The sequence below is a fragment of the Rhodopseudomonas palustris genome, assembly GCF_003031265.1.
Taxonomy (GTDB): domain Bacteria; phylum Pseudomonadota; class Alphaproteobacteria; order Rhizobiales; family Xanthobacteraceae; genus Rhodopseudomonas; species Rhodopseudomonas palustris_H.
In genome coordinates, this window is sequence record NZ_CP019966.1 from 4,950,070 (window position 1) to 4,964,331 (window position 14,262).

14 protein-coding genes are annotated in these 14,262 nt (G+C 65.4%); 6 read left to right on the forward strand and 8 right to left on the reverse strand.

Annotated elements, in window-relative coordinates:
• Positions 1-8: 8 nt before the first annotated feature.
• Both fabI and RPPS3_RS23000 read right to left on the reverse strand, forming a co-directional pair.
• Complete coding sequence (gene fabI / locus RPPS3_RS22995; RefSeq protein ID WP_107346114.1) at positions 9-770, reverse strand: enoyl-ACP reductase FabI; 762 nt, start codon at positions 768-770, stop codon at positions 9-11.
• Between the two features lie 83 nt (positions 771-853).
• Positions 854-1,723, reverse strand: coding sequence for an ADP-polyphosphate phosphotransferase (locus RPPS3_RS23000; RefSeq protein ID WP_107346115.1), 870 nt, complete (start codon positions 1,721-1,723; stop codon positions 854-856).
• Positions 1,724-2,105: 382 nt separating this feature from the next.
• On the opposite strand from RPPS3_RS23000, the gene RPPS3_RS23005 reads away from it, so the two are divergent.
• Positions 2,106-3,488 (forward strand): hypothetical protein, encoded by a 1,383-nt coding sequence (locus RPPS3_RS23005; RefSeq protein ID WP_107346116.1) that lies wholly within the window; start codon positions 2,106-2,108, stop codon positions 3,486-3,488.
• Between the two features lie 81 nt (positions 3,489-3,569).
• Here the strand turns inward: RPPS3_RS23005 and RPPS3_RS23010 are convergent, their stop codons facing one another.
• On the reverse strand, positions 3,570-3,974 hold the full coding sequence (locus RPPS3_RS23010) for a BA14K family protein (protein ID WP_107346117.1): 405 nt from the start codon (positions 3,972-3,974) through the stop codon (positions 3,570-3,572).
• On the opposite strand from RPPS3_RS23010, the gene RPPS3_RS24555 reads away from it, so the two are divergent.
• The gene (locus RPPS3_RS24555) at positions 3,958-4,287 is read left to right on the forward strand and encodes a hypothetical protein (protein ID WP_159060708.1); all 330 of its coding nucleotides are present in this window, start codon (positions 3,958-3,960) and stop codon (positions 4,285-4,287) included. The two genes, RPPS3_RS23010 and RPPS3_RS24555, sit on opposite strands and share 17 nt — an antisense overlap.
• Here the strand turns inward: RPPS3_RS24555 and RPPS3_RS23015 are convergent.
• From RPPS3_RS23015 to RPPS3_RS23030, 4 genes are all read right to left on the reverse strand, one after another.
• On the reverse strand, positions 4,256-5,311 hold the full coding sequence (locus RPPS3_RS23015) for an SDR family oxidoreductase (RefSeq protein WP_107346118.1): 1,056 nt from the start codon (positions 5,309-5,311) through the stop codon (positions 4,256-4,258). The two genes, RPPS3_RS24555 and RPPS3_RS23015, sit on opposite strands and share 32 nt — an antisense overlap.
• Before the next feature lie 179 nt (positions 5,312-5,490).
• On the reverse strand, positions 5,491-7,053 hold the full coding sequence (locus tag RPPS3_RS23020; RefSeq protein WP_107346119.1) for a Do family serine endopeptidase: 1,563 nt from the start codon (positions 7,051-7,053) through the stop codon (positions 5,491-5,493).
• Positions 7,054-7,315: 262 nt separating this feature from the next.
• Positions 7,316-7,804, reverse strand: coding sequence for a hypothetical protein (locus tag RPPS3_RS23025; RefSeq protein ID WP_107346120.1), 489 nt, complete (start codon positions 7,802-7,804; stop codon positions 7,316-7,318).
• Positions 7,805-7,912: 108 nt separating this feature from the next.
• Positions 7,913-8,197, reverse strand: a complete 285-nt coding sequence (locus RPPS3_RS23030; RefSeq protein WP_107346121.1) for a hypothetical protein — start codon at positions 8,195-8,197, stop codon at positions 7,913-7,915.
• A 157-nt stretch (positions 8,198-8,354) separates the two neighbouring features.
• Here RPPS3_RS23030 and RPPS3_RS23035 point away from each other — a divergent pair, with 157 nt between their 5' ends.
• The 4 genes from RPPS3_RS23035 to RPPS3_RS23050 all read left to right on the forward strand — a co-directional run bounded on the left by RPPS3_RS23035 (position 8,355) and on the right by RPPS3_RS23050 (position 13,075).
• Complete coding sequence (locus RPPS3_RS23035; RefSeq protein WP_107346122.1) at positions 8,355-9,920, forward strand: ABC transporter ATP-binding protein; 1,566 nt, start codon at positions 8,355-8,357, stop codon at positions 9,918-9,920.
• Positions 9,904-10,995 (forward strand): ABC transporter permease, encoded by a 1,092-nt coding sequence (locus RPPS3_RS23040; RefSeq protein ID WP_107346123.1) that lies wholly within the window; start codon positions 9,904-9,906, stop codon positions 10,993-10,995. The genes RPPS3_RS23035 and RPPS3_RS23040 overlap by 17 nt, the downstream gene beginning before the upstream one ends.
• Entirely contained in the window at positions 10,982-11,899 is a 918-nt protein-coding gene (locus RPPS3_RS23045; protein WP_107346124.1) for an ABC transporter permease, read from the forward strand. Before RPPS3_RS23040 ends, RPPS3_RS23045 begins: the two co-directional genes overlap by 14 nt.
• A gap of 78 nt (positions 11,900-11,977) precedes the next feature.
• Positions 11,978-13,075 carry a BMP family ABC transporter substrate-binding protein gene (locus tag RPPS3_RS23050; RefSeq protein WP_107346125.1) on the forward strand — a complete coding sequence of 366 codons (1,098 nt, stop codon included), beginning with the start codon at positions 11,978-11,980 and terminating at the stop codon, positions 13,073-13,075.
• 190 nt (positions 13,076-13,265) lie between these two features.
• Here the strand turns inward: RPPS3_RS23050 and RPPS3_RS23055 are convergent, their stop codons facing one another.
• Positions 13,266-14,231, reverse strand: a complete 966-nt coding sequence (locus tag RPPS3_RS23055) for a S1C family serine protease (RefSeq protein ID WP_107346126.1) — start codon at positions 14,229-14,231, stop codon at positions 13,266-13,268.
• Positions 14,232-14,262 lie beyond the last annotated feature (31 nt).

Consider the following 14,262-nt stretch of genomic DNA (forward strand, 5'->3'; position numbering starts at 1 on the left):
AGTTCCGATCAGCCGATCACATGATAGCCGGCGTCGATGTATTCGATATTGCCGGTGAGCGACCGCGCGCCGTCCCCGACCAGAAAAGCGGCAACCGCGCCGACATCCTCGATGCTGACGAGCTGATGCGCCGGCAGCCGGGCGCGTGTACGCTCCAGCAGTTCGTCGAACCGCGCGATACCCGACGCCGCCCGCGTCATCAGCGGCCCCGGCGACAGCGCATGAACGCGGATCTTCTTCGGCGCCAGCTCGGCCGCCATGTAGCGCACCGAGCTTTCCAGCGCCGCTTTCACCGGGCCCATCAGGTTGTAGTCTTCGACCACCTTCTCCGAGCCGTAGAACGACACGGTGAGCAGGCAGCCGCCGTCCGGCATCAGCGGCTCGGCGAGCTTGGCCATGCGGATGAACGAGTGACACGACACGTCCATCGCCATCGCGAAGCCGGCCTGCGAGCAATCGACCACGCGGCCGTGGAGGTCTTCCTTCGGCGCGAACGCGATCGAATGCAGCAGGAAGTCGAGCCGGCCCCATTGCTGGGAGATCCGTTCGAACACAGCCTCGAGTTGACCCGGCTCGCGCACGTCACACGGCACCACGATCGGACAGCCGAGCTGTTCAGCGAGCGGGACGACGTGAGGCGCGGCCTTGTCGTTGAGATACGTGACGGCGAGTTCGGCGCCGGCGTCGCGAAACGCGCGCGCGCAACCGAATGCGATGCTCTGATCGTTGGCAATGCCGACGACCAGGCCCTTCTTACCCTGCAGGTTCATTTGCTCTCCGTAACCTCAGCACCGTGTCATCACCATGACAGGTGCATGCGACCAACCGCCGAGCGCGGCTGGCACGTCACCGCTCACTTCAGCAATTGCTGGCGCATCCGTAATAGCTCTTTGCGCCGGGCGGGCGTGGTCTCCGGATAGCTCATTTTGAGGGATTCCATGGTCTCGACGATCACCTGCGAGACGATCAGTCGCGCATTTTCCTTGTCGTCGGCCGGAACGGCGAACCACGGCGAGTCATCACTGGAGGTCTCGCTGAGGCACTTCTCGTAGGCGTCCATATAGTCGTCCCAGTACTGGCGCTCTTCGAGGTCGGCGGCGCTGAACTTCCAGTTCTTCTCCGGCTCGTCGATCCGCGCCAGGAAGCGCTTGCATTGCTCCTCCTTCGACAAATGCAGAAAGAATTTGACGATCCGGGTGCCGTTGGCGTGCAGATGTTCCTCCAGATTGCGGATCGACCGGTAGCGTTTGTGCCAGAATGATTTGCCGAAGTTTTCGCCATTCGGCACCTGCTCGCTCTGCAGGATGTCCGGGTGAACCCGGACGATCAGCACCTCTTCATAGTAGGACCGATTGAAGATGCCGATCCGGCCACGCTCCGGCAGGTCGCGGGTGGTCCGCCACAGAAAGTCGTGCTGCAGCTCGGTCGCGCTCGGGTGCTTGAAGCTGAACACCTGGCAGCCCTGCGGATTGACCCCGGACATCACGTGCCGGATCACCCCATCCTTGCCGGCGGCGTCCATAGCCTGGAAGATCAGCAGCACGGCGTGGCGGTTGCTGGCATAAAGCAGCTGCTGCAGGTCGCTCAGCCGTTCGACCTGGGCGCGGAGCAATTCGTGGTAGTGCTCCTTGGATTCGTAGAACGGATCGACCTTGGTGGGCCATTTGCCGAGGTCGACTTTATCGCCCTCCTCGACCCGGAATTGCTTGGTCTTGATCTTCATTCCCGTCCTCTCGACGTCCTGAACCCGGGATCCGGCCGGCCGCCGCCCCGGCGGTCTCCCGTTCAGGGGAATTATAACCATCTGCGCGGCGAGGCCGCCACCGGCCCGTCCACGGCATTGAACTTAGTCAGGCTTCGTTCATGATCGGCGCCCTATGGTTGCAGCCGGCCGGGTATGGGCGCCACCAAGTGCACACCCGACATAAAGCGACCTCATTTGTACTTCATCTGCGCCCGGCCTGAGGGCTTATCTGGCGGCCTGAAGCGCTTGTGTAGTCAACGGAAATCACTATGGTGCGGGCCGCCCCGGACGGCCTCGGTTGCCGAACTGAGCCGGCACCCGTCGCTTCCGACGGTCCACAGCGCTGATAAGAGCGGTCGAGATGGACACTTCTATTCCTAGTAAGGTTCTCGCCGCGCAGGCGCGCCGGAGCAACGCGGCGCGGATCGCGCTGTTTGTTCTGCCGCTGCTGCTGCTGGCTCCGGCGATCTGGAACGGCTATCCGCTGCTCCAATACGACACCGGCGGCTACCTCGCCCGCTGGTACGAAGGTTACCTCGTCATCAACCGGGCGACCTCCTACGGCATCTACCTGCATCTCGGTGAGCAGACCCAGTTCTGGCTCAACCTCGGCTTCCAGGCGATCGTTTCGCTGTGGCTGATCCAACTGACGCTGCGGGTATTCGGTATTACCAAACCGTTTCGGCTTGCAGCGATCGGCGTCGGCCTGATCGCCACCACGGCACTGCCGTGGATCACCAGCATGCTGCTGACCGATATCTTCGCCGGCCTGTCGGTACTGTCGCTGTTCCTGCTGATCGCGTATCGCGACCAGACCTCGGCGGTCGAAAAGGTTCTGCTGTTCGCCTTCACGGCGTTCGCCGCCTCGACCCACAGCGCCACCATGATCGTGCTCACCGGCGTGTGCGTCGCCGGTTGGCTGCTGCTGCCCTGGCTGCGCGGCCGGGTCACCGCGTCGGGCCTCACGCTTGCCAGCTCGGCCCTGGTGGTCGGCGCGCTGCTGGTGCTCAGCTGCAACTACGCCCTGTCGGGCAAATTCACCTGGACCCCGGGCGGCTCCGGCGTTGCTTTCGGCCGGATGCTGCAGGATGGCATCGTCAAGCGCTACCTCGACGACCACTGCCCCAAGCAACAGCTCAAGCTGTGCCCCTATAAGGACGAGCTGCCGCCGACCGGCGACGACTTCCTGTGGGGCGGCAACAACATGTTCGACAAGCTCGGCCGCTTCGAGGGCATGAGCGACGAGATGGAATTCATCTCCAAGCAGGCCGTGACCGCCTATCCGTGGATGCAGTTCAAGGCTGCTGCCAAGGCGACTTGGGATCAGCTGGTGCATGTGGCAACCGGTGAAGGCACCAACGGCTGGCTGCCGCACACCTACGGCATCATCGAGCGCTATCTGCCCGAGCAGAGTGCGGCGATGCGGGCGGCCAAGCAGCAGCATTGGGACATCAACTTCGACGCCGTGAACCTGGTCCACGTGCCGGTGGCGCTGGGATCGATGGTACTGATGCTGATGATCCTCGGCTCGGCGCTGTGGCGGCACCGGCTCGACGACGTGACCCTGCTGGCCGGCACGGTGACGCTGGCGCTGCTCGGCAATGCGCTGATCTGCGGCATCATCTCGGGACCGCATGACCGTTATGGTTCGCGGATCGTCTGGATCGCTACTTTCACGGCGATGATCGCGGCGATCAAATACTTCATCGACGACCACGACACCGCCGACGACGGCACGGATTGATCGTCGCTTTCGACAAACTCCACAAACAAAGGCCGCGCGGACCTAGTCCGCGCGGCTTTGTCGTTTCAGATGGCCCTGGTGTTACGGGCAGGGGTGACGCTGGCCGTCATAGCCGAGATAGGTGCCTGAGGCCGGATCGTACGACCGGAAGCGCTGCGAGCAGTACGCGTCGGCGTCGGCTGCACCGGCCTGTGCCTGACTGTTGGCGATCGCGCCGCCGATGATCGCGCCGGCAGCGAGGCCGCCGATCGCCGGGCCCCAGCCATAGCCGCCGTGGCGATGGTAGCCGCCATGGCCCCAGCCGCGGTGGCCGTGCCACCCGCCACCATGGTAGCCATGATGGCGCCATTGCACCTGCTGAACGGCGGCCGGCGCCTGCTGTGACGCGGCACCGGGCATCATCGGAGCGGCGGCCGCAGGCGCGGACGCCACGGCGAGCGAACCCAGCACCAGCGCGGCTGCGGGCAACATGCGCGATATCATCATTGAACTCTCCCTGTTTCTCGAAATCCGTTCGACATCGTCCGGCGCTCCGAGAGCCGGCTGCGCAGACGGTCTGCTCCGACAACGGCTGGTACCACCGACCGTTCCGATATTTGGCTGCGACGGAGTGCGCGGGCCGCCACCGCACACAATCAAGTTCCTTTGCCTGCATCGGGTGCAACGCTGCGTCCCCGGCGACTCGAAATACGTGAGGAAGCGTAACCGCCAGCAGATGGTCGATGCGCAGCCGGTCGCGATCCGCGCCGCCGATGCGGGGATATCGATCAGCGCCGCGCCGCAACAGGCGGCGGAATAGCTCGGACGCCACCGCTCCCTCGCCGCTCGGCGCGGGCAGCGGCAGTGAGCAGAGCCGCACCGGCTGCCAGCGCCCCCAGGGCCAAGCCGGCGCGGAGCCAAGCCGGATTGAATGGAAACACCCGCGGCGACGCCTGCCGGTCGAACCTGCCATGCGCGCCGGGATCACCGCGGCCGGCCGCAAACAGATTATCAGGCCGGTTCGGCATCTCCGGCGCGTCGCTGGTCTCGTTGTCGACACCGGCACGCGCCAAAATGCGATCGGCGACGGATGGCATCAGCATCTGCGCGACGATCGCCTTGACGGCGAAGGAACCGACCCAATATTCGCGCGGCGCCCGCTCGGCGGCGCGAACCACCGCCTCTGCAATTGCTTCAGGCTGACAGATCGGCGGCACCGGTGCCGCCTTGCGATCGAACTTGTTGCGGGCCCAATCGAACTGCGGCGTATTCACCGCAGGCAGATGCACCATGGTGAGGGTGATGGCGCTGTTCTCGTTCAGCAGCTCACTGCGCAACGAGTCGATGAACCCACGGGTTGCAGCCTTGGCGGCGCAATACGGTGCCTGGAATGGAATCGAGCGATACGCCAGCGCCGAACCGATCGAGATGATCGCACCGCGGTTGCGCGGACGCATGTGACGCAGCGCCGCCAGCGTGCCGTACACTTGGCCGAGATAGCTGACCGTGGTGACTTGGTGAAATTCGTCGGGCGTCAGGTCAACGCTCGCGCCGTACACTGTCACCATCGCGTTGTTAACCCAAAGGTCGATCGGACCGAGCTTGGCCTCGACGCGCGCGGCAGCGTCGAGCATCGCATTGGCATCGGCGACATCAGCCTCGATCACCAGTGCTTCGCCGCCGAGGCCAATGATCTCACGCCGGGTGCTTTCGAGTCCTTCGCGCCCTCGCGCGATCAGGCCGACTTTGCAGCCGCGGCGACCGAACGCCACCGCGATCGCCCGGCCGACGCCCGCACTGGCGCCGGTCACCACCACCGTTTCGATGACGTCGCGCCTGGTCATCAGAACTCCCTTTGCGATCCGGACAAAGACGATTTGTCCCAACAACGCGGCAGCAACGTTCCAGGTTGCTCTGCCGAAGGTGAAATCTCGGCCAGGCGGCTCACAACGACGGCGCAAACGAACAAGGGACGGCGCTGAGCCGTCCCTTGTCATCGTTCACGAGATGGATGCCGTGTGGCTCAGCCCTTGGCGATCGGCACCGCGACGAAGCGGGCAGCCGAGTCCGCCGTCTTCACCCGCATCAGCACGGTCTTCTTGCCGTCCTTGCTGGCTTCGGTCAGCGCGTTGCGGACGTCGCCAGTGTTGGTCACCGCCTTGCCGCCGACGTCGAGAATGACGTCGCCGGTACGCAGGCCCTTGTCGGCGGCAGGTCCGTCCGGATCGATGCCGGTGACGACCACGCCGTTCTTGCCGGCACCATCGACGTCGCTGGCCGGCGCTACGCGCAGGCCGAGATACGGGCGAGCGCCGTCGCGATCACCGCTGTTGTCGGCGACCTTCTGATGATCACCGGGCATTTCGGCGAGCGTCAGATCGATAGTCTTGGATTGGCCGTTGTGCAGCACGTCAAGCTTCACCGAGGAGCCCGGCGTCAGCGTGCTGATGGTGCGGGCGAGCGCGCGGGAGTCCTTGACCTCCTTGCCGTCGACCGCGGTGATCACGTCGCCGGCCTTGATGCCGGCCTTCGCGGCCGGGCTGCCGTCCTGCGGACTGTCGACCAGGGCGCCGCGGGCCTGCTTCATGCCCAGGCTGTCGGCGATCTCCGCCGTCACCGGCTGTACCTGGACGCCGAGCCAGCCGCGGGTGACGTAGCCCTTGTCCTTGAGCTGCGACACCACCAGCTTCGCGGTCGCGGCCGGAATATCGAAGCCGATGCCGACCGAGCCGCCCGACGGCGAATAGATTGCGGTGTTGACGCCGATCACATTGCCATTGGTGTCGAACGCCGGGCCGCCGGAATTGCCCTTGTTGATCGGCGCGTCGATCTGCACGTAGTCGTCATAGGGGCCCGAGCCGATGTCACGGCCACGCGCCGAAACGATGCCGGCCGTCACCGTGCCGCCGAGACCGAACGGATTGCCGACCGCGATCACCCAGTCGCCGACTCGCGCCGGCGCATCGGCGAAGTTGACGTGCGGAAAGTCCGTCTTGCCGTCGACCTTGATCAGCGCCAGGTCGGTCTTGTCGTCAGTGCCGACGACCTTCGCGGTATAGATGGTGCCGTCATCGGTTGTCACCTGCACCGACTTGGCGTGATCGACCACATGATTGTTGGTGACTGCGTAGCCGTCGGCGGTGATGAAGAAGCCGGAGCCTTCGCCGGTGATCATCTGGTGCCGCTTCGGCATGCCTTCAGGGCCGCGGAAGCCGAACTGACGCTCGAACTGCTGGAACGGCGCGAGGCCGCGCGGCATCTGCATCTGGTCGCCGTCACCATCGTCACGCACCAGCGGCGTGGTCTGGCGATCGTCATCGATCTTGACCCGGACCGAAATCACCGCCGGCTTCACCTTGTCGACCAGATCGCCGAACCCGGCCGGCGCCGGCTTGCCGTTCTCGGCCGCGTAGGCCGGAGACGTCAGCGACGGCATCTCGCGGGTGAGATAGCCGGCGCCGCCGAGCGCCACCACCATGCTCAAGCCGGCAGCGGAAGCCAGCAGCGAGAGACGCCGCGGCCTCAACACTTTGCGGATATGAGCCTCGGTTTGAGCTGATACGTGGTCGAACTGGTCGCCTTGCATGACGTGGTCTCCATCTGGTCGATCGTGAGCGTGAAACGATGAGACCGAATATAGGAGAGCGACCTTACGGCGAGCTGTGCCGGATATTAATCTTCGGCAAGATGCTATCACGCGCACGCGAGCACCGACCGGGACGTTTCGCGCGGAGAGAAATGGAAGACGCGGTGCTTACTTACGATTCTGTAAGGGCAGATCAAATGCGAAATTGGCTCACATGCGAGAGTGACGGCGTCTGCGCTGGCACACGCCGTCTCCTGCTCGCTTAGCGGCGCTTCATCGAGACCGAGATCTGCCGCACGTCATTGCCTTGCGGCACGATCGTGACCGACTGCGCCGCACCGCGGGACGCGACCGACAACGAGGCATTGAAGCCCGGTCCCGCCACTTGCGCCGAAATGTTGCCGCCGCGCACCGTGCCCGACACATTGCCGGTGACGTTGCGCGTCGCCTCGCTCCAGGTCCCGGAGAGGCGTCCCCCGGTCTCTTCGACGTTGCTCGAAATGTCGAACTTGTAGCTGTCGCTGGCGCAGGTCAGCTTCTGCTGCATCAGACGGCCGTCGCCGCCAACCGCGTAAGACGCCTGGCAGCGAATCCGCTCGGCCGAGCCGTCCGACATCTGCACCCGTCCATTGCCCGCCCAGTATCCGGCCAAACCGTCGAAAGCCCCCGCGGCCACACCCGCAGTGGGCGCGAGCAGCAGCGCACCAGCAAAGCCGGCGGCGAGGGCGGGAGCGGCGAAACGAAAGGTCATGAGGGCCTCCGGAGGACGAACGACAGCAAGCGGCGCAGAACCCCGCCGCGCGGGTCTTGCACAACGATCCTGCCGGCGTTCGGTTTCATCGGCCCTCGGCCGCAGCTTCTAGCCGAGCAGCAGCGCGATCAGCGTGCCGACGACCACGCCGACGCAGGCGCCGGACAGGACGAAAACCGAGCCCCACAGCAGAAAATAGCCGACCACCGCGCCGAGCGTCTTGTCGAGGTGGTCGCCGTACATCCAGAACGAGGCCGCACAACCGGCGACGATGATCGCCGCGATCGCGACTCTCAGCCACAGCGCCTGGCGCGACGCGCGCGCAACGAACCAAGCGCCCCACCCGACGGCGGCGGCGAGCAGCACCCAGCCAATGATCAAACGGACGGCCATGATGGTTTCCAGGGTACAGAGGACGACCTACGCCGTGGAGTCGACGAACGGATGACGGATCGCCGCCACGGCGGATTTCCATTACATTATCGGCGCGCGGGCGTCCCTGCCCGGTCGTGGACCTTACGGAATTACCCTGCCGCCGATGTGATGGTGAATGGCTCCCCCTTCTGATTCCGATCCGCACGAGCCGTCGCCGCCGCTGTTTCAGGGCCGCGGGCTGACCAAGCGATTCGGCAGCTTTGTCGCCAATCAGGCGATCAATCTCGACATCGCCGGCGGCGAAGTTCACGCGCTGCTCGGCGAGAACGGCGCCGGCAAGTCGACCTTGGTGAAGATGATCACCGGGCTGCTGCAGCCGGACGAGGGCCGGATGATCTGGCGCGGGACGCCGATCGCGTTCGCAGGCCCGGCGGAAGCGCGAGCTTGCGGCATTGCCGCGGTGTCGCAGCACTTCGCGCTGTTCGACAATCTCACCGTGGTCGAGAATGTCGCGCTCGGGCTCGATCGCCGGGTTTCGGTCGGCAAGCTGGCGGCGGAGTTGGAGCAGATCTCGGAGCGCTACGGCCTGCCGCTCGATCCCAAGCGCGAAGTATGGCGGCTGTCGGTCGGCGAGCGGCAACGGATCGAGATCGTCCGCGCACTGCTGCAAGACCCACAGCTTCTGATCCTCGACGAGCCCACCGCGGTGCTGACACCTGCCGAAGCCGACAGGCTGTTCGACGTGCTGGAGCGGCTGAAAGCGGACGGCCGCGCGCTGTTGTACATTTCGCACAAGCTCGACGAGGTGAAGCGGCTTGCCGGCGTCGCCACCATCCTGCGCGCCGGCCGCGTCGTCGGCAGCTGCGACCCGCGCCAGGAAAGCGCCGCTTCGATGGCGCGGATGATGGTCGGCAGCGACGTGACGGCGCCGAAGCAATCCAGCCATTCGATCGGTGGCCCGTTGCTGAGCGTCAGTGGTCTGACGCTGCTTCCCGACGATCCACATGGCGTCACGCTCCGCGACCTCTCCCTCGAAGTCCGTAGCGGCGAGATCGTCGGCATCGCAGGAGTTGCCGGCAACGGCCAGGACGAGCTGTTCGCGGCACTGTCCGGCGAGACGAGTATCGGACAATCGGACGCGATCAAGATTGTCGGCGAGGCCGTCGGAAGCCTCTCGATCAACCAGCGGCGCCAGCTCGGCGCCGCTTTCGTGCCGGAACAGCGGCTCGGCCATGCCACCGTGCCGACCACGAGCCTGTCCGACAACGCGCTGCTGACCGGGCATGCGACCGGGGGACTGACGCGGTTCGGCTTGGTCGACCGCGGCGCCGCGCTGGCGCTGGTCGATCAGGTCAGCGATGCCTTCGACGTGCGCAAAGCCAGCCGTGATCCGGAAGCTGCACGGCTCTCCGGCGGCAATCTGCAGAAGTTCATCGTCGGCCGCGAGATCCTGCGGCAACCGCGTCTCTTGGTCGTCGATCAACCGAGCTGGGGATTGGATGCCGGCGCGGCCAGCGCGATCCGTCAGGCGCTGCTCGATCTCGCAGCGCGCGGCGCGGCCGTGCTGGTGATCAGTCAGGATCTGGACGAACTGATCGAGATCGCCGATCGCGTCGCGGTGATGTTTCACGGCAGGCTGTCGCCGCCGCGTGCCGTCAGCGAGATCGGCCGCGATCAATTGGGACTTTTAATGGGCGGAAGCGGCTGGCCGACGGAGGTGCGCGATGTCGCTGGTGCTTGAGAGGCGCAGCGAACGATCGGTGGCGATTGCGCTTCTATCCCCGCTGCTCGCGATCACGCTGACGCTGCTGACCCTGACGATCGTGTTCGTGGCGCTCGGCAAAAATCCGGCTGCGGCGCTGGCGGTGTACTTCATCACGCCGCTGACCGACGGCTACTCGCTGCAAGAGATCGCGGTGAAGGCCTCGCCGCTGATCATGATCGCGGTCGGGCTGGCGCTGTGCTACCGCGCCAACGCCTGGAACATCGGCGCAGAAGGACAACTGCTGATCGGCGCCATCGCCGGCAGCGGCTTGGCGGTGATGACGCACGGGACAAATCCCGGCCCGTGGCTGATGCCAGCGATGTTGCTGGTCGGAGCGCTGGCCGGCGCCGCTTATGCGCTGATTCCGGCGCTCTGCAAGGTCAGGTTCGGCGCGTCGGAAATCCTGATCAGCCTGATGCTGGTTTATGTCGCCGGCCTGCTGCTCGACTATCTGGTGCGCGGGCCGTGGCGCGATCCGGCAGGCTTCAACTTTCCGACCACCGCCGAGTTCGACCCTGCAGCGACGCTGCCGCTGCTGATTGCCGGCAGCCGCGTTCATGCCGGCCTGATCCTGACGATGATTGCAGTCGTGGCCGCCGCCGTTCTGCTCGGCCGCACGCTGAAAGGATTCGAAATCCGCGTGGTCGGCACCGCCCCGCGCGCCGCACGGTTCGCCGGCTTCAACGCCGATCGTCTGGTGCTGACGACGTTTGCGATCTCCGGCGCCCTGGCCGGCCTCGCCGGCATCATCGAAGTCGCCGGACCGATCGGGCGTTTGCAGCCGGATATCTCGCCGGGCTACGGCTTCACCGCGATCATCGTGGCGTTTCTCGGACGCCTCAATCCGCTCGGCATTCTCGCCAGCGGCCTGTTCCTCGCGCTGACCTTCATCGGCGGCGAGCAGGCGCAGATTGCGCTGAAACTGCCGCAGGACATGACCGGCGTGATCCAGGGCATCCTGCTGTTCTACGTGCTCGCCTGCGACTCGCTGATTCTGTACCGGATCCGCTGGCGCAGCCCGCAACGAAAGGCGCTGCATGGGCCTCTTTGAAGCCATCCTGCTGTCGATCGTCACCGCCTCGACCCCGCTGCTGCTGGCGGCGAGCGGTGAGCTGATCACTGAGCGCGCCGGCGTCCTCAACCTCGGCGTCGAAGGCATGATGCTGATCGGCGCGGTGTGCGGCTTCGCCGGCGCCTGGGCGACCGGGTCTACCGCGATCGGCGCGCTGTGCGGGATCGCAGCCGGCGTCGCGCTTTCGGCGCTGTTCGCAGCGGCAGCGATCGGGCTTGCGATCAATCAGGTCGCGGCCGGCCTGGCGGTGACGATCCTCGGCACCGGTCTCGCAGGCCTGATTGGCGCGCCGTTCGTCGGCGAGAACATCACCGCCGCACCGCATCTGTGGCTGCCGTGGCTCACCGACATCCCGCTGATCGGCAAGCTGCTGTTCGGCCAGGACGCCCTCGTCTATCTATCGATCGGGCTGATCGCCGCGATCGCCTACGTGCTCGCCCGCACGCGGACAGGATTGATTCTGCGCGCGGTCGGCGACGATCCGGCCTCGGCGCATGCGCTGGGCTACAACGTCGCGGCGATCCGGACGCGGGCTGTGCTGTTCGGTGGCGGCTGCGCGGGGCTTGCCGGTGCCTATCTGACGCTCGCCTATACGCCGTTCTACGCGCCCGGCATGACGGCGGGGCGCGGCTGGATCGCGCTGGCGCTGGTGGTGTTTGCGTCGTGGCGACCGGGCCGGCTGGTGGCCGGCGCCATCCTGTTCGGCGCGGTGTCGATCCTGCAGCTGCACGCCCAGGCGATCGGTCTCGGGGTGCCATCTCAACTTATGTCGGCGTTGCCCTATCTTGCCACGGTGCTGGTGTTGGTGCTGATCTCGCGCGTCCGCCGCGGCGGGTCTGTGGCGCCGGCGGCGCTCGGAACCGCCTTCGTGCCGGAGCGCTAGAAACGAGATCCGAGAGCCGCGCGGCGGGGGCGCGGGACTCGCACAGGACGATCCCCGAGCGATGAAGCGGAGATTCGGATGAACAAGGCGATCATGGCGGCGCTGGTGCTGACGGCGAGCTGCGCCGGGCTGTCGGTGGCGAGCGCGCAGGACAAGCCGGAGAGCAAACCGGACAAGCTGAAGGTCGGCTTCGTCTATGTCGGCCCGGTCGGCGACTTCGGCTGGTCGTATCAGCACGATCAGGCGCGCCAGGCGATCGTCAAGGAATTCGGCGACAAGGTCGAGACCACCTACCTGGAGAAGGTCAGCGAAGGCCCGGACGGCGAGCGCTCGATCGAACAGCTCGCCCGCGCCGGCAACAAGCTGATCTTCGTCACCTCGTTCGGTTACATGGATTCGGTGATCAAGGTCGCCAAGAAGTATCCGGATGTGAAATTCGAGCACGCCACCGGCTACAAGCGCGAGCCTAACGTCTCGACCTATGCGGGCCGGTTCTACGAAGGCCGCACCATCCAGGGCACGATCGCAGCAAAGATCTCCAAAAAGGGCGTGCTCGGCTATATCGGCTCGTTCCCGGTGCCCGAAGTGATCTCCGGCATCAACGCCACTATCCTGGCGGCGCAGAAGATCAATCCGAACATCAAGGTCAAGATCGTCTGGGTGAACTCCTGGTTCAATCCCGGCAAGGAAGCCGACGCCGCCAAGGCGCTGATCGATCAGGGCGCCGACGTGATCATGCAGCACACCGACAGTGCCGCAGCGGTGCAGATCGCCAACGAGCGCGGCATCCACGCGTTCGGCCAGGACTCCGACATGATCAAGTTCGGACCGAAGGCGCAGCTCACCGCCATTATCAACAACTGGACGCCGTACTACGTGTCGCGCGTCAAAGCGGTGATGGACGGCAACTGGGCGTCGCAGGATGTCTGGGAAGGCCTGAAGGACAAGATGATCCAGATGGCGCCCTACACCAACATGCCGGACGACGTGAAGAAGCTCGCCGCCGACACCGAGGCCGGTATCGCCGCCGGCACCATCAAGCCGTTCGCCTGCCCGATCCTCGATCAGGAGGGCAAAGAGGTCGAATGCAAAGGCGGCGATCAGCTCGACGACGGCCAGATCCGCGGCATGAACTTCTACGTCAAAGGCATCGACGACAAGATTCCGGGGAAGTGAGTCAGATACTCACCGCGGGAGAGGAGAGCAGCACATTTCCCCGATGCTGACGTCATACGCGGGCTTGCCCCGCGTATCCATCTTGCGCGACAGCACGCTGACTCACTTCAGGACGATGAATTGCCGGGTCAAGCCGGCAATGACGGCGCAGGAAGATCGACACGAACTTCTGTCGCGTCGGTCGGTTTCCTCAATGCAGCCGCGGTGCCTTCAGGAACTTGGCACGGTCGGAGGAATGCAGCACCACGTCGAAGGTGGCGCCGCCGCTGAACAGCGTCAGCGGCACCTCGACGCCCGCGGTGCCGAGCGCCCAGACCTTGCGATAGAACTCCGCTTCGCTGGTCACCTTGTCGCCCGCAACTGCGAGGATGACATCGCCGGTCTTCAGCTCGGCGCGCGCCGCCGGCCCCTTCGGCGCAATCCCAACCACCACGACCTTGTCTTCGATCTCGGTTGAATACAGCCCAAGCCAAGGCCGCACCGGTTTGTTCGGTCGGCCGAACTTGCGCAGGTCGCTCAGCACCGGCGGCAACAAATCGATCGGCACGCTCATATTGTAATGCTCATTCGAGCCGCTGCGCTCGATCTGCAGCGAGCCGACGCCGATCAGCTCGCCGGTCGCCGACAACAGCGCAGTGCCGCCCCAGTTCGGATGCGACGGCTCGGTAAAGATCGCGTCGTCGAGCAGATATTCCCAATAGCCGGCGAATTCCTGGCGCGCGGCGATGCGCCCCGCGACCGAACGGGTGCGCCCTCCGACGCCGCCGATGATGACGCGCTCGCCCGCCTTGGCAAAAGCAGAGCGGCCGAGCGGCAGCGGCGGCAGGTCGATCGGGCCGAGCGCCTGGACCAGGCCGAAGCCGCTCTCCTGATCGAAGCCAAGCGGATGGCCTTCGACGACGCGGCCATCGCCGAGATGCAGCCATACCGTTTCGGCTTCAGTGATCAGGTAGCCGATGGTCAGCACGAGGCCGTCATCGATCAGCACGCCGTTGCCGGCACGCTCGGTGCCGAGCGTCCCGGCCGTATAGGCATCAGCCGGAATGATCGCGTGCAGCCCGACCACCGCGGACAGTGCGCGATCGAGATCGAAGCCGAAATCGGACGAGCGAGGCCGGATCGCGGCCGGGACATTCCATTCGGGGAGCGAAGGCATCCGGCGTCTCCTGTTGCGCAACACCGCGTGC